The sequence below is a fragment of the Kutzneria buriramensis genome (genome assembly GCF_003387475.1).
Taxonomy (GTDB): domain Bacteria; phylum Actinomycetota; class Actinomycetes; order Mycobacteriales; family Pseudonocardiaceae; genus Kutzneria; species Kutzneria buriramensis.
Genome location: NZ_QUNO01000036.1, coordinates 1 through 22302, shown reverse-complemented (window position 1 = coordinate 22302; position 22302 = coordinate 1). Strand labels below are relative to the sequence as shown.

Here is a 22302-nt window from a genome sequence, read left to right as displayed (position 1 = left end):
GAGGTGAAACCCCATGTTCCTGTTCGCCCTGCTCCTCGCTTACCTGGTGGTGCGCCTGTACGAGGACACCACCGCCACCATCCGCGGCCACGAGCCGCCGCGGCACGAGTACCGCAAGAAGAAGCTGGAGGCCCGCGCCGACGGCGGCCGTCCGGTGCCGGCCTCGTCGTTCGGCCGCTACATGGCCGGCCTGCTCGACGACGCCTGGGACTCCGCACACCACAAGCGCGAGCTCATGGCCGAGCACCGCAAGGAAAAGCGCGAGCGCAAGGCCGCCGAGAAGATCAACCGGGATCGGGAGAAGTGGGCCCTCGAGGACGCGGCGGCAGATGGTGACCCGGCCGAGCCGGTGGCCGTCGACCCGGCCGGGTTCGACGCGACGCTGCCGGAACCCGCCGTGATTGACGGCGCGGCCGCAGGCGCGGAGACGCCGGCGGGTGCAGGCGATGAGGCGAAGCCGGCCCGCCCGAAGTGCGTGGTGTCGTACTTCGTCGATGGCAAGTCCTTCTGGTGCACGAACGACGCGCTGGAAGGGCGTTCGACCTGTGAGCAGCACCTCGATTGGGTTTCTCGAACCGCCGCGACCACGCCGCCGACGGCGGCCGCGGCTGCCCCAGCGCCCGGTCCGGCCGCGCCGGCTGCGGCTCGGGGCGGCGCCGGCTTCAACGCGACCGCCCCGACGGCGGCCGACGTCAACGGCGTGCCGCGTCGCGAGCTGATCGACGAGCAGGTGCACGGCGGCTGGACCAGGCCGGTCGGGGACGCGACGCGCGCCCTGGCGACGGACCTGACCGTGCGGGCCGCGCAGTACGCGGCCAGCACCGACATGGCCGCGAAGGCCAGCGAGGCGATGTACCCGATCACCCCGGCCCAGCAGGACACGGTCGACGCGGTGCACAACGCGATCAACACCGGGGTGCACACGCAGATCCCGGCCTCGGAGTGGATGGCGCTGCCGGTGGCCACCCGCGCGGACATGCTCGACGCCATCCGCACCACCCCTGGCGTGCACGCGACGGTCGTCCCCGGCGGCGAGGACGTCGAGGCGTTGGCGCTGCTCAGCCAGCGTTACGGCGGGGCGATCGATCCGGCCGACATCTACTGCGCGCCGCCCGACGCGCCGCCGGAGGTGCAGGAGGCCGTCGCCGAGGACCTGCGGCGCATCGCCGAAGCCGAAGCCGCCGCCAAGGCCGGCGAGAAGACCGACGGCGCTGCGGAGGAGTCCAGCGCCGATGCCGCGACCAGCACGAAGGAGGCCAGCGCCGACAACAACACGACCGCACTTCCCGACAACGTCATCCCGTTCAAGCAGCGCAGCACCACGACCACTCGAATGGAGCTTCCCGTGACGAGCACGGAGATCACCGGCCTGGAGGCCGCCATCTCGTACGCCGCCGAGCTCTCGGCGTACTGCACCCACACCCGCGACCAGATCAGTGCCGTGGTGCCCACCGGTGACGAGGCCGCCGCCAGCTGCGAGAAGGCCCAGGCCGACCTCGCCGCCGGCGGTGTCACCGGCCAGGCCCTGACCGACGTCGCCAGCGTGCAGGAGCAGATGACCGCCGCCGTCGCCGAGCTGAACGCCGCCCTGGCCCAGCTGGAGGCGGCCGGCGCGGCCGCCACCAGCCTGCAGGGCGAGCTGGAGAGCCACCGCGGTGTCAAGGAGGCGTACAACGCCACCCCTGACGCCGGCAACAAGGAATTCGTCACCGCCGAGTAATCGCTGGTGCCGTCTTCGGTCCCGCATACCTGCCGCTTCCTCGCGGGTGTGCGGGCGCCGTGGCCGACACCGGTCCAACCAGGGAAGGACCAAGTTCGATGACCACCCAACTGGAGACCGAGATCGACCGCACCGTCCAGGAGGCCGTGGACACGCTGCCCGACGAGCTGGCCGCCGACCACACCGCCACCGCCGACGAGCAGGCCGACCAGCAGAACCGGTCGCAGCGGCGCGCGCAGGCCAAGGCGGAGCGGCAGCTGCTCAAGGAGATCGAGCAGCGCAACCGCCAGCAGCTGATGCCGCACTACATCACCGCGGGGCTGGTCGGTCTGGCCGAGGCGATCCACACGCTGTCGATGCAGGTGCAGGCCGCCGGCACCGCCGCGCTGCTGACCGGTCTGGCCTGCGCGGCCACCGGCACGGTCGGCTACTGGATGCTGCGCCGGCGGGAGAAGATCCTGCAGGGCTGGGCGTTGTGGTCGGCGCTGTTGACCACCGCGACCGCGGTGTGGATGGTCGTCGCCGTCCTGACGGGCCTGACCTGGGGTTCGTTGGCGCTCGCGCTGGCCGCCGACTACGCCTTCGGTGCCCGCTGGTGGGCGCTGCACCGGCATCCGGCGCCGGTCGCTCCGGCGGCACCGGTCAAGGCTGAGCCCGTGGCCGAGCCGGTCGACGTGGACGAGTCGCAGATCGCGCTCTACCCGCGCCGCTGGGCCGACCACGTCGGCGGCAGCGGCAAGGTGCTGGCCGGGTCGAAGCTGGTCTCCGGCCAGCCGTTCGAGCACGGCATCGAGTACACGCTGCTGCTCAACCGCGGCACACACGACCTGGACATGGTCCTGTCCAGCCTGTCCAAGATCGCCACCGGGCTGGGGCACCCCGCCTCGCAGCTGATCGCCGAGGAGTTCGAGGGCAGCGACGACCCGGCGCTGGTGCGCTTCCGCGTCGTGCTCTCCTCGCCGGTCAAGCAGGACGTCTTCTTCCGCGAGCCGCAGTTCGAGAACGGGGGCGGCTCGATCGTGCTCGGCCCGTACGCCGACGGCATCGGCCACGCCCTGTGGCGCCTCTACACCGAGGACTCGATGTGGGGCGGCATGGTCATCGGCGGCACCGGATCGGGCAAGTCCCGACTGATCGAGGTGATCGGCCTCGGCGCGCTGTTTACCGGCAAGACCTACGTCATCCACGTCGACGGCCAGGATGGCGCCAGCTGCCCGCAGCTGTGGGAGCACGCCCACGAGCGCTACGGCTCCGACGAGGTCGACTACGTGCTCAAGCGGCTGGCCGCGATGCAGCACCACCGGCAGCGCAACCGGCCCGCCGGCGACCCCGGCTTCACTCCGAGCCCGGACTTCCCCGGCATCCTCGTCATCGTCGACGAGGCCCACGTGGTGATCACCAAAGAGAACGTCATGAAGTGGGCGGCCCTGGCCCGGGAGGCCCGCAAGGTCGGCCTCGCGATCGTGATGGGCGACCAGGACGGCAGCCTGGAGACGTTCATCAAGTCCGTGCTGCGCGGCTCGCTGCGCGCGGGCAACGCGGTGGGCCTGAAGACCGACGAGCGCGCCCAGGGACAGATCATGTCCAACGGCAAGTTCAACCTGCACGACCTGCCGTCGATCCCCGGCTTCGGACACACCCTGGGCGAGGCCTCTCGGCACGCCCCGTTCAAGGGGCAGTTCCTGCCCTCGCGCAAGAACGCCAAGAACCGGGCTGCCGAGGGCAAGCCGCTGCCGAAGGGCCTGCTGCTAGTCGAGGACTGGTACGAGCGTTCGCGGCACGCCCGCGTGCGCCAGCTCGACCGGGGCACGGCCCTGGCCGGCGACCACTCCCGCCGAGGCACCGCCGCCCGGCAAGACAGCGGCCCAGACGCCGGGCAGCCGGACCCGGCGGATCAGCCGGCGAAGGCCGGGCTGCCGACGGTGCCGCGGCCGACCCGGATGGGGCTGCCGACGGTGCCGCGCATCCGTGCTGCGGCGGCCAGCACGCCGCCAGCGCCGACGGCGGCACCCGCCCAGACGTCCGTGGCCGTGGCCACGAAGCCGGCGCTGAGCGAGTCGCAGCAGAAGGTGCTGCAGGCCGTGCGCGACGGCTTCGCCCAGCCCGGTGCGATCTCCGGGAAGGTCGGCCTGACCCGCCAGCAGGTCGGCACGCTGCTCAACGCGCTCCTCGAGGAGGGGCTGGTCACCAAGAGCGGCGCCGGCCCGGCCGTCCGCTACGAGCTGACCGCCCGCGGCGAGGCCGCCTGAGCAGCACACAAGCCCCAGGCGGGGCGTGGATGACGCCCTGAGAACGCAACTCCTGCGCCCCGCCTGGCACCACCAACCCAACCCTGATCATGGAAGGAACGCCCGATGGCCACGCTGGAAAACGGCCGGATCATCAGCGACAGCGGCACCTACTACGCCTGGACCGGCACCATCCGCCAGCGGCGGAAGTGGCTGCCGTGGACCTGGCGGACCGAGCGCGTCTGGTTCACCAACTGGACCACCACGTGCTTCTACACCCAGAACGAGGCGCTGGCGCTGGTGCGCTACGCCGAGGCGCTGGAGGAGACCGGCCCGCTGACCACCCTCACCGACGAGCAGCTCGACGCCCTCGCCGAGTACTGGTCCACGGTGTTGGACGTCTGCGTGGAGGCCATCGTCGAGGAACTGCGGCAGGGGCACGTCACCGACCTGACCGCCGCGAACGCCACGTAGGTCAGGCGATGCTGCCGTACACCTCGTCAACGACCTTGATGAGCTTCGCGGCGTCGTTCTCCGACCAGCCCTGGCGATCGCGCCCCTCGGTGACCATCAGCAGCACGCGACGGCGCAGCTCCCGATCGGCTGGCCCGTCGGCGTCGCGCAGCCATTCCAGGAAGTACCGCACGAACGGCTTGATCGTGTCCTTGTCGTTCGGCGGGCCGGTGACGTGAACCGCGGCTTCGGCGGCGACAAAACGGTCGATCACCAGCGTGCGCAGGCCGCCCAGCCGCGCCGCGTGGGAGAACTCCTCCTCGTCGCTCACACCACTCAGGATACCGGCCCACCCTGACGTTCCACGGCAGAAACCCGGCCTGAACTGCACGAAGACCCCGGCCGGGGCGCGGATGACGCCCTGAGAAAGCACTCCCGCGCCCCGCCGGTCGCCATTCCCAACCCAGGAAGGACACGCCCATGCACCACACGAACGTGAACCTGCCCGGCCCGGCCGCCGGCGGCGAGCTGGTCGGCGAGGACCAGGCGCTCGTCGCGCGGGCCAGCGGGGGAGGGTCGCGATGACGTACCACCTAGACACCCTCGCCCATCCGCCCGTCGACGGGCTCAGCCCGCGCGAACGCGAATGCCTGGCTTCCGAACTGTCCGTCGTGGCGATCGCCGCCCGGGAACGCGCCGGCGTGCTGTTCGCGGCCTGCGAAGGCCGGGCGGCGCTGGCGATCCACGAACTCGCCGAGTTCGCCGACCTCGTACAGCGGCGAGCCACCCGCTACCAGCCCATCGAAGGGACTTCCCGGCCATGACCGCCCTCCTGTTCGTCCTGGTCGTCATCGGCCTGTACCTGCTGGCCTGCCGGATCTGGCCCTACACCGCCTGCGGCCGCTGCGACGGCAACGGCAAGTTCCCCAGCCCGTCCGGCAAGGCGTGGCGCGACTGCGGTCGCTGCCAGGGAAGCGGTCGCCGCCGTCGCGTGTTCGCGGGCAAGGCATGAGCCGGCCCACCGCCACCGCCCACCTCGCCGCCGACGTGCTGCTGGCCGATGGGCTTTCTCTTCTGCCGCAACCCAATCCGTGAGCCAAGGAGAACGACGTGCCCACCAACTTCCGCTCCATGCTGGGCGAGACCAACATCGGCCCCACCTGCGCCGCCTTGATCGACCGCGCGAAGACCTACATCGAGTTCCAGGAAGACCTGGCCACCCGAACCGGCCGCGACCTGCGCGACATGCACGTCGATCCGGCCGACCTGCCGACGTGGAACCTCGCCGAACGGCAGAGCCGCGTGGCCCGCGCCGCCGGTGTCATCGCCGCCGCCGTGTTCGCGGCCAGCGGCCTGCTCGCCGCTCCCCTGCTCGCGCTGCTGCCCGTCGTGCGTGAGCAGGTCCTGCGGGCACTGGAACCGCTCAGCCACAGCCCGAACAGCCTGCTGGTGTGGGTGGCAAACCAGGCCAGCGCGCTGCCGCTGGTCGGCACCATGCTGTGGGCGCTGATCTACGCCGGCTGGTTGCAGGGCGTCTACGTGGTGGTGTCCAGCGCCCACTGCGGCCGCTCGCGGTGGCTGGTCCGCGTGGCGCTGGGCGTGCTGTCCCTGGCATTCGGCGTGGTGGGCTTCGAGGTGCTCACCCGGCTGGACGTCCCGTTCCTGGCCGCGCTGGCCCCGCTCGCACTGATCCTGGCCGCCTGGCGGCTGCTGGCTTGGGCCACCCGCCAGCACGCCCTCACCGCCCACCGGCTGAACTGGATCGCGGCCCACCGCGAGATCGCCCAGGAGAAGCGCGCGGCGCACCGCAGCTCCACCACCAGCACCCCGCACCGCGGGGAAGGGCTCCCCGACCTGAACGTCACGCCCGACAACACCAACCAGGTGCTGGACGAACTGGAATCCCTTCTGCGGGCACGTGGTCACCGGCTGGCCGCCGAGTCTCTGGCCCAGTGGCCGACCGAAGACATCATCGAACTCACCATCACCGACCCGGCAGGGGTGTTCGCCGATCAAATGACCGCATGGCGTTGGTCCAACGTCTTGCAGCGTGGCCGCAAGCTGGGCATCCGCGCGGTCGTTCCCTACCCGGTCACGCTCCCCGACGTCCACGGGGTCGGCGACCTGCGCAATCTGCTCTCCGTGTCGGCCAGCCCGGTCCTGTCCACCCAGTCCTGAACCGCACTCGGCGCCACGGACCCGCGCCGTGGCGCCTGTGGGCTGCTCAGGTCAGTCACCTGATCAGGCGTCGGCACCCCCGTTGTGCCGCAAGGAAACCGATCCACAGCGAAGGACTTACGATCATGACCACCAACGCAACCGCCCATCTCGCCGCCGACGTGGTGCTGCTGGCCGAGCACGATGGCGAGCTGTACGTGCTGCTTGTTCAGCGTGGCTGGCCACCGTTCGAGGGGCTCTGGGCGATCCCGGGCGGCCACCTGGACGAGGGTGAGGATGCCGAAGTCGCCGGCCGCCGCGAGCTCGTCGAGGAGACCGGGTTGGCCACCGCCCGGCTCGACCTCGTCGGCGTCTACGGCGCCCCTGGCCGCGATCCGCGCGGCCGCTACGTCACCTGGGCCTTCGTCGCCCGGCTGGACCACATGCACGAGCCCACCGCTGGCGACGACGCCCGTGCCGCCCGTTGGTTCCTGGTCGACACCGTGCTGGCCAGCCCGGCCAGCCTGGCATTCGATCACCACCAGATCCTCACCGATGCCGTGGCGCTGGTCAGGACGTCTTGATGCCGCAGGAGCTTCCCGTGACGAGCACGGAGATCATCGGCCTGGAGGCCGCCATCAATTACGCCTGCGGGCTCTCGGCGTACTGCACCCACACTTTCGGCCAGGTCAGCGCCATGGTGCCCACCGGCGACGAGGCCGCCGCCTCTTGTGAGCAGGCCCAAGCCGACCTCGCCGCCGGCGGCGTCACCGGCGATACCCTGACCGACGTCGCCAGCGTGCAAGAGCAGATGACCGGCGCCGTCGCCGATCTGAACGCCGCCCTGGCCCAGCTCGAAGTGGCCGGCGCAGCCGCCGCGTCCCTGCAGACCGAGCTGGAAAGCCACCGCGGCGTCAAGGACGCGTACAACGCCACCCCCGACGCCGGCAGCAAGGAATTCGTCACCACCGAAGACGGGACACTCAACGCTGAACCCCAACCCACACCAGGAAGCACAGCTATGAACAACACCGGGCCTGCCGTCCCCGCCGAGGCGGGGGAAGATCGGTGCCCCCAGTGTGGCGCCGGAATGTGCCCGGATCCGGCGTGGCCAGCCGAGGTCCGTGAGTCCGACGGCTCCGCGAGCGTCTCGCTGCGCTGCTCCGCCGGCTGCGGCTCACCTGGCCGTTTGTACAGGTGGCAGGTCTCCAGGGAGGAGTATCAGGCGATCTACGGCGAGGTGCCGGACAACCTGTTGCTCCCGGGTGACGATCGCCTACTTCCGCCGCCCCCGGACGCTCGTTCCTTGCCTCCGGGGCCGTGGGGATACTTCAAGGTGGAGCCGTCGCCGATTCCCGATGAAGCCTGGGAAGTGGCCTGCACCAACAAGGTCGGAAGGTGGAGGACGAGGGAATGTGGAGCCATCCTCACTCCGGATCCGAAGCGGGTGTTCTACTACGACGAGTTCACCTCGAGCGCGACGGTCGGCTTCCGCTGTCCCGTCTGCAAAGTATCGCTGGAGAACTTCAAGTGGCCGCTCACCCTCGACCAGCACTACGCGATCTTCGGGCGGTCGCCTGACGAGTACGTGCCGGAATACGACCCGACCGACGAGTCCGACTTCCAGGCCCTGTACTCGATGTGGCAGACCAAAGACCGCGGGATGCTGACCCATTTCGCGACCATCGACGAGCTCGCCGGCGGCCCCGACCTCGACTTGCGCGCGATCGGGCCAGGTGAGTTCACCATCAAGCACTGGCCCACGGGGGCGACCTGGGACGTGCCCGACTTCGTCGCCCAGCACGAACAGGTGATCGCCGACTACGACAAGTTCTACGCCGAGCCCGAGCCTGAGGGCGATGACGAGGACGAAGACGAAGACGAGTGACCGAACAGCCAGGTGCGGGGACTCGACCTGGTGCGACACGCTGCTATGAAGCCCCAAGACAGCCGGATGCAAAAACGGCCGTTTTGGGGCTTCGCGCTACCGGCTGTCCTGTCGTTTCGGTGACGTACCGGGAACTGTCGGTGGCTCGTGGCACCCTGGAAGGCCGCGAGGAGGTGTTCGTGACCGTCGTCGACCACGCCCAACTCCGCACCACCGCCCTGGCCTACGCCGTGCTCGCCCGCAGCCGGCAGAACGGGCGGCTCAACGTCACCAAGCTCATCGAGCACCAGCGGCTGGCCGCCCAGCTGTGCGAGCTGACCGGGACACCCGACGTCGCCCAGGCATGGCAGCAGGCTCGGCAGCTGCTCGATGACCTGCCGCAGTCGCCGACCGACGACCAGCCCCGCCAGCGACCGGCCCGCCGACGCCGGCTCGTCGACGAGCCCGCCAGCGAGCCCGTTGACGAGTCGGCGACCAGCAGCGCGCCGACGGCGAAGCCGGCGTGCATGGCGTGCGGCAAGCCGCTGCGCAAGCAGCGCGAGGTGGCCGGCGGCGTGCACAAGGGCTGCCAGCTGGTGCCGTGCCCGGACTGCCGCAAGAGCTTCCGTCGGCGCACGCTGGTCCAGGGGCGGTGCCTGCCGTGCGCGGCGAAAGCCGCAGGGCAGACCATCCCCATCCGGGGGTTCGCCCCGGCGACCGCCGAGCAGCTCGCCGCCTTCCGTCAGGCCGCCGAGCAGCGGGCCTCCGCCCGGCGGGCCGTCATCGGCCAGGCGGTCGCCCGTCAGGCCGCGCACCGTCAGGCCGCCATGCAGCCGTCCACGCGCGCCGCGGCCGCCGACCCGGCCCCGCGCCGCGGGCGTGCCGCGACCCCGCTGGACATACCGCAGAAGCCCTTGTGGTTCGGCCGGATCATGGGGTGGTCGACGAAGCCGGGCTGGCCCGGGCAACTGCACGCCCGCTACGACGGCGTCGACCACGTCATGGAACGCGTCGGCCGGCGGACCGCCGACCAGCGCGGCGTCGCCGCCGGCTGGTACCTGCGGCGTCCCGACACAGCGTGGGACCAGTACGGCGACCACCTGGCCGAGAACATGGGCTTGGCCAAGCGGCTGGCCGAGGTCCTCATCATCACCGGCGAATCGGGCTGCTCCGACCCGGACCAGCCACCGAACCTGGTGGCCGTGATGCACGGCGACGACCTGATCAGCAGACTGCCGGTCGCCGGCACCGCCACATCTGTGGTGATCGCGCCCGACCCGGACCAGCCGGTGGTCCGGGTGCACCGCCACGCCCCGCTCTCGGACCCACACCGGGGCGCCGGCGGGCTGCTCGGCGAGATCCGCGCCAAGATCCAACGTCCCGCCGGTGACCAGGCCGCGCCGGTCACCGTGGACTGGACCGTGCACACCGCCGCCGGCAAGACGGTCAGCACCCACGCGAGCTGGGACGACGCGTTCGCCGCGCTGGCCGCCCTGCTGGAGGGCACCACCACGCGCGAGGCGGTCAAGGACGCCAAGTGCACGCGGTGCGGCAACCACGGGGCCCACATGTGCGGCAAGGACTGGCGGCTGGCCAACGGCCAGATCACCAAACGCCCCCGGGGCGGCAGCGTCCGCACCGTCACCGGCGGCCTGCCCGGCCTGGGCGGGCACTGACGCACCAGGATCAGCGCCGCCCGGGTGGTGTGGTCTGGTCCAGGATCTTGCCGACCAGCGCCGGCGTGGGCGCGTAGCCGGTGCGCTCGAACAGTGCGTCGCGCACGAACTGTCGGCGTGCGGTCTTGTCGTACAGGGCGCGCAAGTCCCGGTCGTCGTCGAGTTCCTCGAGGAAGTCGGCCAGGTCGTCCGCCAGGTCGGTGTAAGCCTGCCGGGCGTCGTGCTCGACCTGGTCGTGAGCGGCCTGCAGCACCCGCCACACCAGGCGGGGCGGCAACACGGGGTGATCGCCACGGGCGGCCGCGTCCAGCTCCGCGACGCTGGTGCGGGCGTAGCCGTCGCGTTCGGTCTTGCGGTGAATGCGCCGGTAGTCGGGGTCCTCCACCAGCACGGCCACCACGCGGTCGATGACCTCTTGCTGCTGTTCGGTCGGGTGCGGGCTGTCGTGCTCCTGTCCGCTGGGCAGGCGGTAGTGCTCGGCGCCGGACCAGGTGTGCAGCACGCCGGCGTGCAGGAACTGCACGACCAGGTCCTGGCCGACGCGAACCTCCTGGCTGGGGTCAGCCGTCCCCTCGGCCGGCAGGATGTCCGCATACAGGACCTGCACGTCCAGGTGGGTGGCGTGCTTGAGGAAGTGCTCCAGCCCCATCGTCTTCGGCCCGACGGGCTGGGGATGGAAGCCGGTGCTCGGGGTCAGCAGCCCCGGCCACACCACGGAGATCACCCGGCCGGTGAACGTCGACCACTGTTCAGCCCGGGTCGTGAGGCGGTGCTCCAGCGCGGGCTCCTGGTGATCGGGCGCGGGGAGAGGGTAGGCCGGTGCGGGAGATTCGGTCACCCGTCCAGTCTGTCGGCTCACGCTCACCGCTGGGTGTCGCACGTCGGCGGATGTGTCGGCCGCCGGCTCGGGATCTGCCACCCTGAACAGGGGGCGGCGCCGACGAAAGGTGATCGTGATGGCGAGCGAGCCGGAGGGTCTGAGCGCGCGGCTCGAGTGGAAGCGTAAGCGGTCAGGGTTCGAGCGCAGGAGCGACCTGGCCGTGAAGGCCGGCATCAGCGTGCACACGATCGAGTCGATCGAGCAGGGCCGCCGGATCCCGACCATCCCGGTCCTGCAGCGGATCGCCGCCGCGCTGGACACGACGGCGGCCTGGCTGTTGTCCAAGCCGAACTCGCTGCCCTCTACGGATCCCACCGCCGAGGGCATCGTCGCGATCCGGCGCGTGCTGCAGACCGTCGATGAGGACCTGGTCGACGCGTTGGAGCCGGTCGAGCCGCTGACGGTGGCTGCGGCTCAGCGCACTGCCGACTACCTGTGGGGCTGCTACTGGTCCGGCGCCTACGAGCAGCTGGCGCGGCTGCTGCCCACCGCGATCCCGCAGGTCCGAGCGACGGTGCGGGACGTGCCCAGCAGCGAGAAAGCGGCTGCGGCCGAGGCGCACGCCCGCGTTGTCCAGGCCGCCGGCGACACGCTGGTGCACCTGGCACAGCCGGACCTGGCCTGGATGGCGATCACCGAGTCCATCGCCGCGGCCAACAACGGGCAGGACGCGCTGCTGCCGGCCGCGCTGCGGATCTCCCGTGGCTGGCAACTGCTGGTGCAGGGCCGCTACCGGGAGTCCCAGGCCGTCGCGTTGGCCGCCGCCCGGACGATCGAGCCGGCCGGGGAGGCGACGATGTCGCAGTTGACCGCCTACGGCCTGCTCACGGTCACTGCTGCGACGGCGGCCGCGCGGGCCGAGCCGCTGGGCGACGCCAAGGAGGTGCTGGCCGACCCGGACGATTTGCTCGAAGCCGCCGGCGAGATCGCCGCTCGGGTCGGACACGAGCGCTCGGACCACCAGAGCACGTTCGGCCCCAGCAAGGTGATCATGCTGAAGACGGACTGCCACGTGGTGCGGGAACACTACGACGACGCGTTGGTCGCGGCCGCCGCGCTGCCGCGGGAGGCGCCGCTGCCGCTGGCCACGCGCGCCCGGCATCTGGCCGACGTCGCGCTGTGCCAGTCGCAGACCGGACAGGAGGACCAGGCGCTGACCACGCTGTTGACGGTGGAGCAGATGGCACCGGCCTGGATTCCCTACCAATCCCTGCCCCGCCAGGTCGTCGGCGCGCTGGTTGACCAGCAACGGCGGGTGGACAAGCCGCTGCTGGAGCTGGCCGGCCGGTTGGGCGTCGAGGTCTGACTTCCGATGCCGCTGCTGGCCGAACAACCCGTTCGCCGAGCTGCCTGCCACGGCGTGCTGTAACCCGTTCGGGTAGCTCGTACGCACAGTACGACCCACGGTCGACCAGCCGTTTCTACGGTCGATGCCTTGCCGCGCGCCACAGTGGCGCAGGCATCGGAATCCACTGGGGACGGCATGATCGACGAGCGCGACGACATCGGCGTGGCACCGCCGGAGGACGGTGTCGTCGCCTTGCTGCTCGGGCGGATCGTCGAGGCTTCGGACCCCGACTTGCCGGTGTTCGGCGTCCGGATCAAGAAGGCCTTGCTCGGCATCCGCCGCTGCGGTGACGCAAAGCCGCTGGGGCTACGGGACTTCGTCATCCACTTCGTACCAGTGCCGGTCGACCTGACGACGGTGCCCGCTGAGCTGGTGGCCGTGTGCGGGTTCCGGATCGCGCCGGGCGAGGCCGATCTCCTGTTGTCCACCAAAGGAATGCCCTGCACCACGTGCATCCTGCTGGCGCCGGTGACGAAGCGGGCGTTGCCTGGTTGAGAAGCCTTCCCCCGAGGGCAAGGCCCCGAGCGCTCCTCCCCGGCGCTCGGGGCCCGCCGCCGCGAGCGCGAGGCCTCGCCGAAGCGGCTACTGCGCGGGCGTGAAGTCCACGCCGGGGAACGCGTCCGGCTTGTAGACGCTGCGCTGGTAGCCGCCGCCGTCTGGCAGCTCCCACCACACCTCGGTGTCGTACACGAGCCAACGGCCGCCCAACCGCGGCGTGCGCTCCGGCGTCTCGACGAAGACTGCGGCCGCCGAGACGTCCAACTCCAACACCGCACGGCTGGTCCAGGGGTTGTCGGCCATCGTCGTCCCTTCCACCAGCTGCTGCTCGGCCTCTGCGGAGGCGAGCCGGCGGCGCTTCCCCAGCCGCAGGCCCGCCTCCTTCAAGGTCGTCTCGGACGGTTCGGAGGCTGCCGAGACGGACCCCGTTCGCGTGCTGCGTCACGGTGAGGTGGCACGGCCGCTACCAGCTACTATAGCCACATGGTCGAACAAACGTTCGACTGGGGAGCGTGCGCGCCCGACGGATGGCGAGGAACGATTCGCCCGGTCGATCCCCCCGACCCGGTCTGGGTCAACCTCGCCTACGTCTTCCGACCCAGCCGGGTCGGCTCCGGCTACACCGCGCTGCGGGTGCTCGCCTTCGGGCTGGACAACGGCGAGATCATCCCCGCCGAGGTCTACGAGTGGATCCAGGTGCGATCTGGCGAGTGGTGGGGCAGGATCCGCGGCGTCGCCCGCTCGACCAACGGCATGGTCAGCTTCGCGCTCGACGGCCAGGCCGTCCCGAGCGTCGCCCTCCGCCAACGTGACCCGGCGGACGACCGGCCACCCCGGTGGTAGGTGGTAGTCCGCCAAGACGAGTTCGATGCGGACACGATGACGGCCTCCCGCGCCAACGGGAGGCCGTCGGGTCCCCATGCTCGGCTGAGGCCACAGCGGGCTCTGGGGAGCTACGGAGTGGCGTGCGCCACTTTCTCGTGTGTTTACAAGCGTAGCCACGGTGGGTGTCAACCGGAACCCGTTTGGAACGGGATGTGATCGAGTCGACCTGCGGAGTTCCAGGTGATTAACGATCCTTCATCCCTCGATAGTGATGGCGCTCACCGGGGATTTTGGAACTGGTTGGAACTGGTTGGAAGGTTAATCACCGCCGAACATGGTCGCGGCCGTTTGAGTCCGGCGGGCCCTGGTGAGAACATTACGCCCAGCCACGAGAGATCGCGGTCACGACGGTGGCGCCAACCGCCGTCGGACCTGCCCCCTTGCCGGGGTGGGCGTACACCACAGTCGAAGTCTCGGCTGAGGCCAACGAATGCCGTCGCGTATTCCGGTCCGATCCCGGATGCGCGGCGGCCCCTGTAAGCGAACGGGCTCTATTATGTACGGGAATGAGTATTACTCGAATTTCGGTGCGCCGGTTCCGAGGACGTCCTGCCCCACCGCGCCGGCGGCGCGCGTGGAATGGCCGCCTCCGGTGCTGGTCATCGGGCAGCTGATCTTCACGGCCCTGCTGTACGTGCTCGGCGCCGGGCTGATCAACGCGGTGATCGCCGCACTCGTGCTGATCATCGGCGACATGCTCGCCGTCAACTGCCGCGTGAGCGCCCTGCGGGCCTTCGCGCTGCGGCTGCTCGGCGCGACGGCGGTGGCCTGACCGTGCCAGTCCTCCAAAAGACCCCGGCGGGCCGGCACGTCGACGAGATCGTCGCCTTCAACAACGAGTTCAGCAGGATCGTCACCGACGCCAGCGGCAGCCGACTCACGGTCCAGCGCGCGAACCAGCTGATGCCGTGGGAGTTCTACGGCGACAATCTCGACTCCGTCGACGTGCCGGCGGCGGACGTGCGCCGGATGCGGGCGCGCTACCTCGACCTGACCGAGCCGGAGCCCACCGCCGGCGTTCCCACGCCCGCCAGCGAGCTGCAGGCCACGACCGTGACGGAGTTCGTCCAGCTCCTGCACACGCTCAGGGCGCGAGCCAACCTGCGGGGCGTGAAGCTGGCCGAGCGTGCGGGCCTGCCGGTGAGCCAGCTCTACTCGATGACCGACGTCGGCCGCGGCAAGCTGCCGACGAAGATCGAGCAGGTGCGCGACCTGGTCACGGCCTGCGGGCTGTCACCGGACCAGGTAGCCCGGGTGGTGCGGCTGTGGGAAGAGATCCGCAACCCCAGTTCCAGCTCGGCCATCATGATCGACCCAGCCGTCTGGAGCCCGGCGCTGCCTGAGCTCGAGAAGATCCGGGGCATCACGTTCAAGATCCCCGCCGGCACCGCGCTGCCGACCCAGACGCTCCTGAACGTGATGCGCCATGCGCCCGGCCACCCCTTCGACGCGGCGACCAGGCGGGCGGTCCTGCGGTGGGTGGAACAGCAGCCGAAAGGCACGCGCCTGACCGTCGGCACCACCCGGGACCAGGTGCAGGCCCTCGTCGCAAACGCGATGGAGCTGCTCAACGAGGCCATGGAGCTGTCCAAGATGGCCGACGAGGACGACAGCGACGTGGTAGCGCTGCTGCCCCAGGAGCACCACGAAACGGCCGCTGCGGCCGGCTGACCGGTAGCCGCCGGCCTGACCGCGAAGTCCAGACCTCGCGGTCAGGCCGGCGGCCGCGGACATGCAGAGCCCGCCAGTTATCGCGGTGACGTGACCTCGGTGAACGGGCCCTCGGCCTCCAGCAGGAACGGCCAGACCTGCACGCCCTCGTAGTCGTGGATGCTGGACGCGTTCCGCCGGCGGTCCTTCGCGCTCATGCGGTAGCAGCCGTTCCCCGCCTTCTGGTGCATCCACACGTCCCCGTCGAGATCGGCCATGCGCTCGGGTGGCGGCGACGGCAGCTCGTCGCCAGGCGCCCAGGTCCGCCGGTGCGGCTCCCGCACGCGCCGCAGGATCGCGATCAGCTGCCGTGCTACGACCGTCCGCTGCTCGGGCGACAGCGTCTCGCCCAGCGCGAACGACGTCGCGCCCCACAGCCGCGCGTCGTTGTCCGGCGGTGTCGCCGCCCGCCCGGTCCGCACCCGCTCGACGAAGTCGGCGGCCTGCTGCTCGGCGTCGCCCGCGCCGGCGGTCCGCAGGTGCTCAAGCACGAGCTGGTGCAGGCGGGCGTCGGTGTCCTCTCGATGATCGAGGTTGGGGGTGGTCATCGTGAGTCCTCTCCGGATCGGTTCCAGTTGACGTTGTTCAAGTGACTCAGGTCATCAGCCCTGATTAACGGGTGCTCGGCTCGGGCGCGTAGCCGGGCAAGCCGCACGCGGCGCCCAATGCGTTGGTCTGCTGCATGTGGTGGGCGGCCAGGTCCTCGGCGTGCTGGGTGAGCTGGTCGGCGAGCTCGACCAGGGCAAGCGCCTGCGGATCGGGGTAGGGCAGCCGCAATGCGGCCGCGACGGCGTCGCGGATGTCATCCGCCGCAGTGGTCAGCTGCCGGGAGTGCGCGGCGAGCCGGTCCCGAGAGATCCTTCGGGAGCCGGCTTCGGTGGCGTGGTCGCGGCGAGGGACGGCCTGCGGGATGACCGTGGCGTAGTGCACCGCGCGGGTGAAGATCGCCTCCGCCTCGTCCCAACGGTCCTGCCGGGGCCAGCGGTCCAGGCGAACGTCGCTGCAGGCGCTGCGCAGCATCTGCCGTGTCTGACGGGCCAACTCGGCGAGCAGGTCGATGGCCCGGTAGCGGCCGGTGTCGTACGGCTCATCGGCCAGGGTCGGGTCGGTCGTGAACACGCCGGCGGCGCTGCGGCAGTGATCGGCGAGCTCGGTCAGGATCTCCCGCGCCCGCCGATGATCGGGCTCGTCGTCAGCGAAGCGGGAGAGATCGCGTGTGCAGTGCGCCACCTCGTCCAGCAAGTGCTGGTGCTCTCGGCAGGTCGCTGCCGGGTTCGCTAGCGCACGGCTCATGAGACGGCTTCCTCCTGGTCAAGGGCGGCATTATCGGGTTCGGCCAGCGCCCGGTACACCGAGGCCACCGACGGGTTCGCGCCGGCGTTCTTGCCCGTCTTGATCATCAGCTTCTTCGCGATCTCCGGCACCGGCGTGCCGTTCGCGCGCAGCGCGCGGGCGAAGGTCAGCATGTCGTCGTCGAACACCTTCGGCCGGCCGCCGTGGTTGCCCTTCGCGGCCGCGGCCTGCTGGCCTTCCAGGGTCTTTTCCCGGATGTAGTTGCGGTCCAGCTGGGCATTGTGGGCCAGCACGGCGAACAGCAGCGCCCCGGCGCCGTTGGGGTCGTAGATCCCCGACAGCGGGCCGGTCAGCAGCTCCAACTCGACGCCGGCGGCCTGCAGGTCGGCGGTCAGGGCCATCAGCTCGGCGGAGTTGCGGGCGGGCCGCTTGTACTCGTGCACGGTGAAGATGACCCGCTGGTGCGGCGCGGTCTCCTTGATCTGGCGGGCCAGCGCCAGCGCCTTCTCGAACTCCGGCCGCACCCGGACCCGGGAGCTGATCTTCTCCGAGAAGATGGTGCGGCAGTGGGCCTTGGTCAGCGCCTCGATCTGGACGTCGAGGTCCTGCTGGGCGGTGGAGCAGCGGGCGTAGCCGATCCGGATCGGGTCGCCGGCCTGCTCGACGATCTCCTCGGCCGGCTCCGGACCGGGCGCCCACTTCCAGCCCGGGTGGCGGTCGGCCGGCACGGGGACGGCGAGCTCCTCGCGCAGCGCGGCCACGAGCGTGAAGCGGCCGGTGTGGTACTTCGCCGCGACCGTGCCCGACCGGGTCCGGCACACGCTGCCGGCCGGCACCTCGCACTTGGGGCACGGGTGCCGCTCGACCGCGCGAGCGGCCTCCTCGGAGGTGAGAACCATTCGCGTCCGCCTCTCAGAACCCCCTCTCACAACCCTACAGTTGCGAGAGGGGTTTTGCGAATCGCCACCTGGGCGAACGCGCCTCGATCCGACCCGTTCGCAGAACTCTCACAACTGATCATTTATGCGAATCGCCTGGCTGTGGTCCGTCGCCCTCGTCGGCAGCTGGTGGCTGAACGGCGGCGCGGATCATCTCGGCGATCTGCTCGTGGGTGGGGGAGGCGTCCGCGCGGGCCTGGGCCTGATCCCGCTCGCCGCGCACGCGCTCGACCTCGTCGCGCAGCCGCTCGATCTCGGCGTCGCGTTCATCGACGCGCTGCTCGGCCGTGGTGAGCCGGCTGGCGAGCTGGTCGCGTTCGGCTTCGGCGCCGGCGGCCCGGTCCTGCTGTTCCTGGACGGTCTGCTGCGCGGTGGCCAGCTCGTCGCGCAGCCGGGTCTGCTCGGTCTCGGCCTGCTCCGCGCGGGTGGTCGCCGCGGTGGCTTTGTCAGCGGCCTCGTCCCGCTTGACGATCGCCTCGTCCCGGGCCGCTTCGGCGGCGGCCTGGGCGTTCTCGGCGGCCCGCTGGGCGGCCTCGGCGACCGCCTGGGCCTTCTCGGCCGCGGCGGCCTGCTTGGTCAGTTCCTTGTTGCTCTTGCCCAGCGCGTCGGCATCGTCCGCCAAGCGGTCGAACCGCTCTTTGAGCGCCTTGAGGTTGGCCTGCGCCTCGTCCCGGGCGGCCTCGGCCTTGCCGCGCTTGTGGTCGTGCTCGGCGATCTCGCGCCACGCCTTGACCTTGGCGTCCTCGGCGTCCTTCTCGGCGTCACGGGCGCGACGCTCGGCACCCCGCTGCGCCTCGACCGCCTCGCGACGCTGCTGGTCAGCCACACCGGCCCGGCTGACGGCGGTGTCTCGGTCGTGCTCGGCCTGCTCGGCACGTTCCTCGGCGGCAACCGCGGCGGCCTCGGCCGCGGTGATGCGGTCCAGCGCGCCAGCCTCGACCGCGCGCAGGGACGCCAGCAGCTCGGAGAGCTGGGCCTGGACGGCTTCCAGCGCGGGCCGCGTCGCCTCGGCGACCTGCCGGTAGGCGACCAGCGGGCCGTCGAGGCCGGCTGCCTTCGCTGCGGCGCGCTGCTGCTCGGCCTTCTGCTGGCAGGTCTCGCCGTCCGGCCACACCCGGTCGCAGTACTCGCGCGGTCGGCCGCGACCGGAGTAGGGGATGGTGCGATCGCACCCGCTGTACCCGCATGGGCGCTCACGTTGGACCACAGGCTGCTCATCCGTCGTCGTCACGCCGCCATGTTAGCACACTTCAAGACTTAAAAATATCTAAATCTACTTTCTATTCATCAAAGTCAATAACTAGAGCCTCCTGTCCTAACCCTCGACGATCTTCAGCGAGGCATGTCCGTCGCTTCGCGCCCGGTCTGGCGGGGTCGGTGGCGGGTTCTTGCGAGGAAGTAGCGAGGAAGTGGCGGGGTGACCCCAGGCGTCGCCGCCGCCGGGCGGGACCCGATGGAAGACTCATGCGCAGGCCAACCGCCAACACGAGGAGAAGCGACACATGACCGGCAGCACCGGGGCTCCGTGGTGGGAAGCCGATGAGCACATCCGCCTGACCAGCGACAACGTGGCCGAGGTGGTGGCCTGGCTGGAGGAGCGCCTGCCCGCCGGCGCCCGGGTGGTTGCCGGGGAGCCGATCGAGGGCGTCGCGACGAACGTCGGTGTCACCGGCCTGCCGCCGGGCCCGGAAGGGTGGCGGCGCTGCTGGAACGGCGACTACTTCGCCATCAGCCGCGAGTCCGGGCAGCTCTACACCCGGCCGCCGATGTTCGACGAACTGTCTGCGTAGAGCAGAGGGCGGTCACGCTCGGGGCGCGAGCGAGGCGCTGCCGCTGCACCGGCCGTCTAACCCCGCCGCCGGCGCAGCGGGATCACCTCAGCCGCGCCTGTCTCGCCCAGCGCAGTGCGCAGCTGGACCAGCAGTTCGTCGAGCTGGTCGAGGGTGGCGACGCCGGCGTCGGCCCGGGCTGCCCGGGCGCGAGCGAGAAAGCCCCGCAGGCCGCGCTCCCGCCGGCGCTGGTCGCCGCGGTCCACGGCCATCCGATCGCCCCTGATCAGCACCGGCGCGAACCGGTGGCGCACGACCTGCTGGTAGGCGTGCAGCACAAACAGCTCGCCGGCCCGGGCCCCGGGAAAGCGCGTCACCAACTCCAGCTCGCGGGGCATATGGGCCGGCACGCGCACGAGCACGTCGCAGTTGCCGCCGTCGTCGCGGCTGTAGTCGTTGTCGATCAGGATCGTCACGCCGGCCGCATCCAGGCGGGACTGGTCGCCGGCCTCGTCGACTAGCTCGCGCAGCTGCCGGTAGCGGGAAGCCATCGCCCGGGTCGCGCTGTGGCCCCAGCACCAGCTGAACCAGGTCCAGACGCCGCCGGCGACGGTTGCCAGCGTCGCCTCGACCACGAAGACCGTGAGCAACAGGGACTCGTGGCGGCCGAAGGCGAGGAACATCGACCCGAGTGCCGCGACGAGCAAGATCGTCACGATCACCGGGATCGCCACGTACAGCACGCGAGGCGCGAGCGAAGGTGTGCGGGCCATGGCTCCCCTCCACTGTGGACACCGCTGTGCCTGGTTCTTCGCCCCCGCAGCAAACGGTGTTACCTCGCCACAGCGGTGGCCAATCGCGCCACCACCCTTGCCAAAACGGCCGTTTTGGCAGTGCAGTGAAGGTGGTCGACTGGACTGAGTGGGTCCACTTTCAGTGGTCACTGAACCCATAGGTCAAGCTAGGTAACTACCCATGCGTGACGCTTCTCAGTGGATCGACGGGGGCCGGATCCTCCGACCTGCGGTCCGCCACTTCGCCTCCCGCGCGTCGGGCACCGGGTGCTTCTCGGGTTTGGTGGCGGGATTTCGGGCGAACCGGCCTGCGGATCAGCCACGTCCAGGTGATCCGTTCGACTTGTCGTCACCGCCACACATCGTGGTGACGGCTTCGGCGAACGCCCGGCGGGCGCGCCAGGCGCGCGTGCGGCAACGACCGTCGCAGTACATGCGGTCCGCGCGATGAACGGCCTTTGCCTCGATCCCTCCACCGGCGCGTCCGCCGAACCGGTAAACCGGCCACAACAGGTGCCCGCAGTGCGCGCACCGCCGGTAGTCGTGGGTGCGCCCGCGCAGCTCCTGCTCCAGCTCGGCGGCCGCGATACGCCCTTGCCGCCGGACCTGCCGCCATGCGCCGGCGCGGCATCGTGCCGAGCAGAACCGCGCCTCCGGTCGGGCATCCCGTCGGAGTACGTGACGGCAGAACTCGCACCGTCGCCGAGTCCCCTCGGCCATTCGCCAAGTATCCCGCCACCTCCACCGTCGCGGCCAAGGCCTCCCGCCACGTCGCTTGAGAACCCCGCCAGAACGCCTGCGAAGCGACAATGCGCGTCGCGGCCGAGGTGGTCGGCCCGGTCTGGCAGATCAGACATCCTGCGACGAGGTGGGATCGCTACGATCCGATTTTTCCCTTGCCGAGGAAGGACTTCTGCCATGCCCGTTCCGGCCGGAAAGCCCCCACACGTCGCGCTGTACGAGCTGCTGCGCCCCTCCGGCCAGGGGGACCCGACGCTGATGTACTCCGAGTCAGGACAGGGCACGGTCAAGCTCAGCGAGTTGGTCGAGACGATGACCATGGACCAGGTGCTCGCCGCCGTGCAGATCCTCCAGACCCAGGAGCAGACCGCAGCCCTGCACCGGGTCGCCGGCCGGCTGGAGACCATCTCGGAAATGTTCGCCACCGCCCTGCGGGAAGGGCTCGGCTAGATCATCTGCTCGAACCCGGCCCTCCGACAGCCCCGCGGGCGTGCCGCGAGGAGATGGCCGCCCATCGCCGCCGCCGTTCGCCCACCGGATCACGAGTTCGGGGCATATGCTCCCGACGGGAGTCGGGGAGATATCTCCGGAGTCGCGATCCGCGCTTCTCCCTGGGGCTGATCACTGACCAACACCGTGCGGGGCCACGGTCCGGCGTGGCCGGCCGGGTCCGGTACAACCGTGGTCGTGACCACCAATTCCTGGGTCCTGGACGAGGGCTTCGGCTGGAGCGCGGACAAGCTGCGCATGGCCCGGCATCTCGCGAAGCGTTTCCTGGGCGAGATCGCCGGCGAGCTGTTCCGCACCGAGATCTCCACCGGCGCCCGGCCCTACCTGGTGCCCTCCGACGCCCTCGCCGCCGGCGTCTGCGGCCCGGACGCGACACCGGAGTTCGGGGACTGGCTCGCGCAGGCCGAGGCCGAACGCGTGGCCCGCGCCCGGCTTTTCTACCTGGAGCCGCCGGTAGGGGAGCTGGCGATCCAGGTGGGCGCGGACCTGCGCACCCGGGGCATCGGCTCGTTGCGGCCGCCGGCCCCCTACGGGCTGGTGCTGTGCCCGTCGGGCCTGGGCTACACGGCCGACGGCATGCAGCTCATCGCCGCGCACTGGGGGCCGGCCGTCGCCGGCGGCTGGTGGATCACCTGGTGGGCCGACATGCGCTCCTACGTCGCCTGGACCCGGGAGCACAACCCGGAGCCCGACTTGTGGAAGACGCTCGTGTCGAACATGGGCCTGCTGCACTACATCCACGCCACCGAGACGTCCCCGCCCCAACCGGCGCCACCAGGAGGCTGGGACGGGGAATACCTGCTCGACGCCGACCACATGGGCCCGGAGGCACGTG

The 22302-nt window shown here is 70.7% G+C and carries 25 protein-coding genes; 17 read left to right on the top strand and 8 right to left on the bottom strand.

Translation table 11 applies throughout. The annotated features are described in order from the left end of the window. Positions 1-13: 13 nt before the first annotated feature. The 3 genes from BCF44_RS52540 (at position 14) to BCF44_RS52530 (ending at position 4422) form a co-directional block, all read left to right on the top strand. Positions 14-1720 (top strand): hypothetical protein, encoded by a 1707-nt coding sequence (locus BCF44_RS52540; protein WP_116182129.1) that lies wholly within the window; start codon positions 14-16, stop codon positions 1718-1720. A 98-nt stretch (positions 1721-1818) separates the two neighbouring features. Then, positions 1819-3969, top strand: coding sequence for a winged helix-turn-helix domain-containing protein (locus BCF44_RS52535; RefSeq protein ID WP_116182128.1), 2151 nt, complete (start codon positions 1819-1821; stop codon positions 3967-3969). Positions 3970-4074: 105 nt separating this feature from the next. Next, positions 4075-4422 carry a hypothetical protein gene (locus tag BCF44_RS52530; RefSeq protein WP_116182127.1) on the top strand — a complete coding sequence of 116 codons (348 nt, stop codon included), beginning with the start codon at positions 4075-4077 and terminating at the stop codon, positions 4420-4422. A 1-nt stretch (position 4423) separates the two neighbouring features. Here the strand turns inward: BCF44_RS52530 and BCF44_RS52525 are convergent, their stop codons facing one another. Beyond that, positions 4424-4732 carry a hypothetical protein gene (locus BCF44_RS52525; RefSeq protein ID WP_116182126.1) on the bottom strand — a complete coding sequence of 103 codons (309 nt, stop codon included), beginning with the start codon at positions 4730-4732 and terminating at the stop codon, positions 4424-4426. Between the two features lie 250 nt (positions 4733-4982). Here BCF44_RS52525 and BCF44_RS52520 point away from each other — a divergent pair, with 250 nt between their 5' ends. The 6 genes from BCF44_RS52520 to BCF44_RS52495 all read left to right on the top strand — a co-directional run bounded on the left by BCF44_RS52520 (position 4983) and on the right by BCF44_RS52495 (position 10101). Then, positions 4983-5225: a hypothetical protein gene (locus BCF44_RS52520; protein ID WP_116182125.1), complete on the top strand. Its 243-nt coding sequence runs from the start codon at positions 4983-4985 to the stop codon at positions 5223-5225. After that, positions 5222-5413, top strand: a complete 192-nt coding sequence (locus BCF44_RS52515; protein WP_116182124.1) for a hypothetical protein — start codon at positions 5222-5224, stop codon at positions 5411-5413. The genes BCF44_RS52520 and BCF44_RS52515 overlap by 4 nt, the downstream gene beginning before the upstream one ends. 98 nt (positions 5414-5511) lie before the next feature. Then, positions 5512-6579 carry a hypothetical protein gene (locus BCF44_RS52510; protein ID WP_116182123.1) on the top strand — a complete coding sequence of 356 codons (1068 nt, stop codon included), beginning with the start codon at positions 5512-5514 and terminating at the stop codon, positions 6577-6579. Between the two features lie 125 nt (positions 6580-6704). Beyond that, complete coding sequence (locus tag BCF44_RS52505) at positions 6705-7142, top strand: NUDIX domain-containing protein (RefSeq protein ID WP_116182122.1); 438 nt, start codon at positions 6705-6707, stop codon at positions 7140-7142. Between the two features lie 17 nt (positions 7143-7159). Then, positions 7160-8446 (top strand): coiled-coil domain-containing protein, encoded by a 1287-nt coding sequence (locus BCF44_RS52500; RefSeq protein ID WP_147329034.1) that lies wholly within the window; start codon positions 7160-7162, stop codon positions 8444-8446. A 119-nt stretch (positions 8447-8565) separates the two neighbouring features. Then, positions 8566-10101 carry a hypothetical protein gene (locus tag BCF44_RS52495; protein ID WP_116182120.1) on the top strand — a complete coding sequence of 512 codons (1536 nt, stop codon included), beginning with the start codon at positions 8566-8568 and terminating at the stop codon, positions 10099-10101. Positions 10102-10111: 10 nt separating this feature from the next. On the opposite strand, the gene BCF44_RS52490 is transcribed toward BCF44_RS52495, so the two are convergent. Continuing rightward, a complete protein-coding gene (locus tag BCF44_RS52490) occupies positions 10112-10939 on the bottom strand; it encodes a hypothetical protein (protein WP_116182119.1) in 828 nt (275 codons plus the stop codon). A 118-nt stretch (positions 10940-11057) separates the two neighbouring features. Between BCF44_RS52490 and BCF44_RS52485 the strand changes: the two genes are divergently transcribed. Together BCF44_RS52485 and BCF44_RS58360 are read left to right on the top strand one after the other, a co-directional pair. Continuing rightward, positions 11058-12287, top strand: coding sequence for a helix-turn-helix domain-containing protein (locus tag BCF44_RS52485; RefSeq protein ID WP_147329033.1), 1230 nt, complete (start codon positions 11058-11060; stop codon positions 12285-12287). A gap of 129 nt (positions 12288-12416) precedes the next feature. Further along, positions 12417-12824, top strand: coding sequence for a hypothetical protein (locus BCF44_RS58360; RefSeq protein ID WP_246016311.1), 408 nt, complete (start codon positions 12417-12419; stop codon positions 12822-12824). Between the two features lie 87 nt (positions 12825-12911). On the opposite strand, the gene BCF44_RS52475 is transcribed toward BCF44_RS58360, so the two are convergent. After that, complete coding sequence (locus tag BCF44_RS52475) at positions 12912-13214, bottom strand: hypothetical protein (RefSeq protein WP_116182117.1); 303 nt, start codon at positions 13212-13214, stop codon at positions 12912-12914. Between the two features lie 96 nt (positions 13215-13310). Between BCF44_RS52475 and BCF44_RS52470 the strand changes: the two genes are divergently transcribed. The 3 genes from BCF44_RS52470 (at position 13311) to BCF44_RS52465 (ending at position 15383) form a co-directional block, all read left to right on the top strand. Beyond that, the gene (locus tag BCF44_RS52470) at positions 13311-13670 is read left to right on the top strand and encodes a hypothetical protein (RefSeq protein WP_116182116.1); all 360 of its coding nucleotides are present in this window, start codon (positions 13311-13313) and stop codon (positions 13668-13670) included. Positions 13671-14286: 616 nt separating this feature from the next. Continuing rightward, positions 14287-14484, top strand: a complete 198-nt coding sequence (locus BCF44_RS56345) for a hypothetical protein (RefSeq protein WP_170218240.1) — start codon at positions 14287-14289, stop codon at positions 14482-14484. A 2-nt stretch (positions 14485-14486) separates the two neighbouring features. Beyond that, the gene (locus BCF44_RS52465; RefSeq protein ID WP_170218239.1) at positions 14487-15383 is read left to right on the top strand and encodes a helix-turn-helix domain-containing protein; all 897 of its coding nucleotides are present in this window, start codon (positions 14487-14489) and stop codon (positions 15381-15383) included. 77 nt (positions 15384-15460) lie between these two features. On the opposite strand, the gene BCF44_RS52460 is transcribed toward BCF44_RS52465, so the two are convergent. The 4 genes from BCF44_RS52460 to BCF44_RS52445 form a co-directional block, all read right to left on the bottom strand. Next, a complete protein-coding gene (locus BCF44_RS52460) occupies positions 15461-15970 on the bottom strand; it encodes a hypothetical protein (RefSeq protein WP_116182114.1) in 510 nt (169 codons plus the stop codon). Between the two features lie 64 nt (positions 15971-16034). Then, the gene (locus tag BCF44_RS52455; protein WP_147329032.1) at positions 16035-16715 is read right to left on the bottom strand and encodes a hypothetical protein; all 681 of its coding nucleotides are present in this window, start codon (positions 16713-16715) and stop codon (positions 16035-16037) included. After that, on the bottom strand, positions 16712-17614 hold the full coding sequence (locus BCF44_RS52450) for a recombinase family protein (protein WP_116182112.1): 903 nt from the start codon (positions 17612-17614) through the stop codon (positions 16712-16714). The genes BCF44_RS52455 and BCF44_RS52450 overlap by 4 nt, the downstream gene beginning before the upstream one ends. A gap of 118 nt (positions 17615-17732) precedes the next feature. Further along, positions 17733-18884, bottom strand: coding sequence for a coiled-coil domain-containing protein (locus tag BCF44_RS52445; protein WP_147329031.1), 1152 nt, complete (start codon positions 18882-18884; stop codon positions 17733-17735). Between the two features lie 271 nt (positions 18885-19155). On the opposite strand from BCF44_RS52445, the gene BCF44_RS52440 reads away from it, so the two are divergent. Further along, positions 19156-19443 carry a hypothetical protein gene (locus BCF44_RS52440; RefSeq protein WP_116182110.1) on the top strand — a complete coding sequence of 96 codons (288 nt, stop codon included), beginning with the start codon at positions 19156-19158 and terminating at the stop codon, positions 19441-19443. A gap of 56 nt (positions 19444-19499) precedes the next feature. On the opposite strand, the gene BCF44_RS52435 is transcribed toward BCF44_RS52440, so the two are convergent. Then, positions 19500-20195 carry a hypothetical protein gene (locus tag BCF44_RS52435; protein ID WP_147329030.1) on the bottom strand — a complete coding sequence of 232 codons (696 nt, stop codon included), beginning with the start codon at positions 20193-20195 and terminating at the stop codon, positions 19500-19502. Between the two features lie 939 nt (positions 20196-21134). Here BCF44_RS52435 and BCF44_RS52430 point away from each other — a divergent pair. Together BCF44_RS52430 and BCF44_RS52425 are read left to right on the top strand one after the other, a co-directional pair. Continuing rightward, positions 21135-21407, top strand: a complete 273-nt coding sequence (locus tag BCF44_RS52430; RefSeq protein ID WP_116182108.1) for a hypothetical protein — start codon at positions 21135-21137, stop codon at positions 21405-21407. A 237-nt stretch (positions 21408-21644) separates the two neighbouring features. Then, the coding region (locus tag BCF44_RS52425; RefSeq protein WP_147329029.1) for a hypothetical protein at positions 21645-22302 on the top strand (658 nt) is incomplete at its 3' end.

Excerpts from the sequence above, each read along its gene's own strand:
- BCF44_RS52540 (WP_116182129.1), top strand. The coding sequence starts at position 14 with ATGTTCCTGTTCGCCCTGCTCCTCGCTTACCTGGTGGTGCGCCTGTAC.
- BCF44_RS52535 (WP_116182128.1), top strand. The coding sequence starts at position 1,819 with ATGACCACCCAACTGGAGACCGAGATCGACCGCACCGTCCAGGAGGCC.
- BCF44_RS52530 (WP_116182127.1), top strand. The coding sequence starts at position 4,075 with ATGGCCACGCTGGAAAACGGCCGGATCATCAGCGACAGCGGCACCTAC.
- BCF44_RS52520 (WP_116182125.1), top strand. The coding sequence starts at position 4,983 with ATGACGTACCACCTAGACACCCTCGCCCATCCGCCCGTCGACGGGCTC.
- BCF44_RS52515 (WP_116182124.1), top strand. The coding sequence starts at position 5,222 with ATGACCGCCCTCCTGTTCGTCCTGGTCGTCATCGGCCTGTACCTGCTG.
- BCF44_RS52505 (WP_116182122.1), top strand. The coding sequence starts at position 6,705 with ATGACCACCAACGCAACCGCCCATCTCGCCGCCGACGTGGTGCTGCTG.
- BCF44_RS52485 (WP_147329033.1), top strand. The coding sequence starts at position 11,058 with ATGGCGAGCGAGCCGGAGGGTCTGAGCGCGCGGCTCGAGTGGAAGCGT.
- BCF44_RS52470 (WP_116182116.1), top strand. The coding sequence starts at position 13,311 with ATGGTCGAACAAACGTTCGACTGGGGAGCGTGCGCGCCCGACGGATGG.
- BCF44_RS52460 (WP_116182114.1), bottom strand. The coding sequence starts at position 15,970 with ATGACCACCCCCAACCTCGATCATCGAGAGGACACCGACGCCCGCCTG.
- BCF44_RS52455 (WP_147329032.1), bottom strand. The coding sequence starts at position 16,715 with ATGAGCCGTGCGCTAGCGAACCCGGCAGCGACCTGCCGAGAGCACCAG.
- BCF44_RS52450 (WP_116182112.1), bottom strand. The coding sequence starts at position 17,614 with ATGGTTCTCACCTCCGAGGAGGCCGCTCGCGCGGTCGAGCGGCACCCG.
- BCF44_RS52440 (WP_116182110.1), top strand. The coding sequence starts at position 19,156 with ATGACCGGCAGCACCGGGGCTCCGTGGTGGGAAGCCGATGAGCACATC.
- BCF44_RS52435 (WP_147329030.1), bottom strand. The coding sequence starts at position 20,195 with ATGGCCCGCACACCTTCGCTCGCGCCTCGCGTGCTGTACGTGGCGATC.
- BCF44_RS52430 (WP_116182108.1), top strand. The coding sequence starts at position 21,135 with ATGCCCGTTCCGGCCGGAAAGCCCCCACACGTCGCGCTGTACGAGCTG.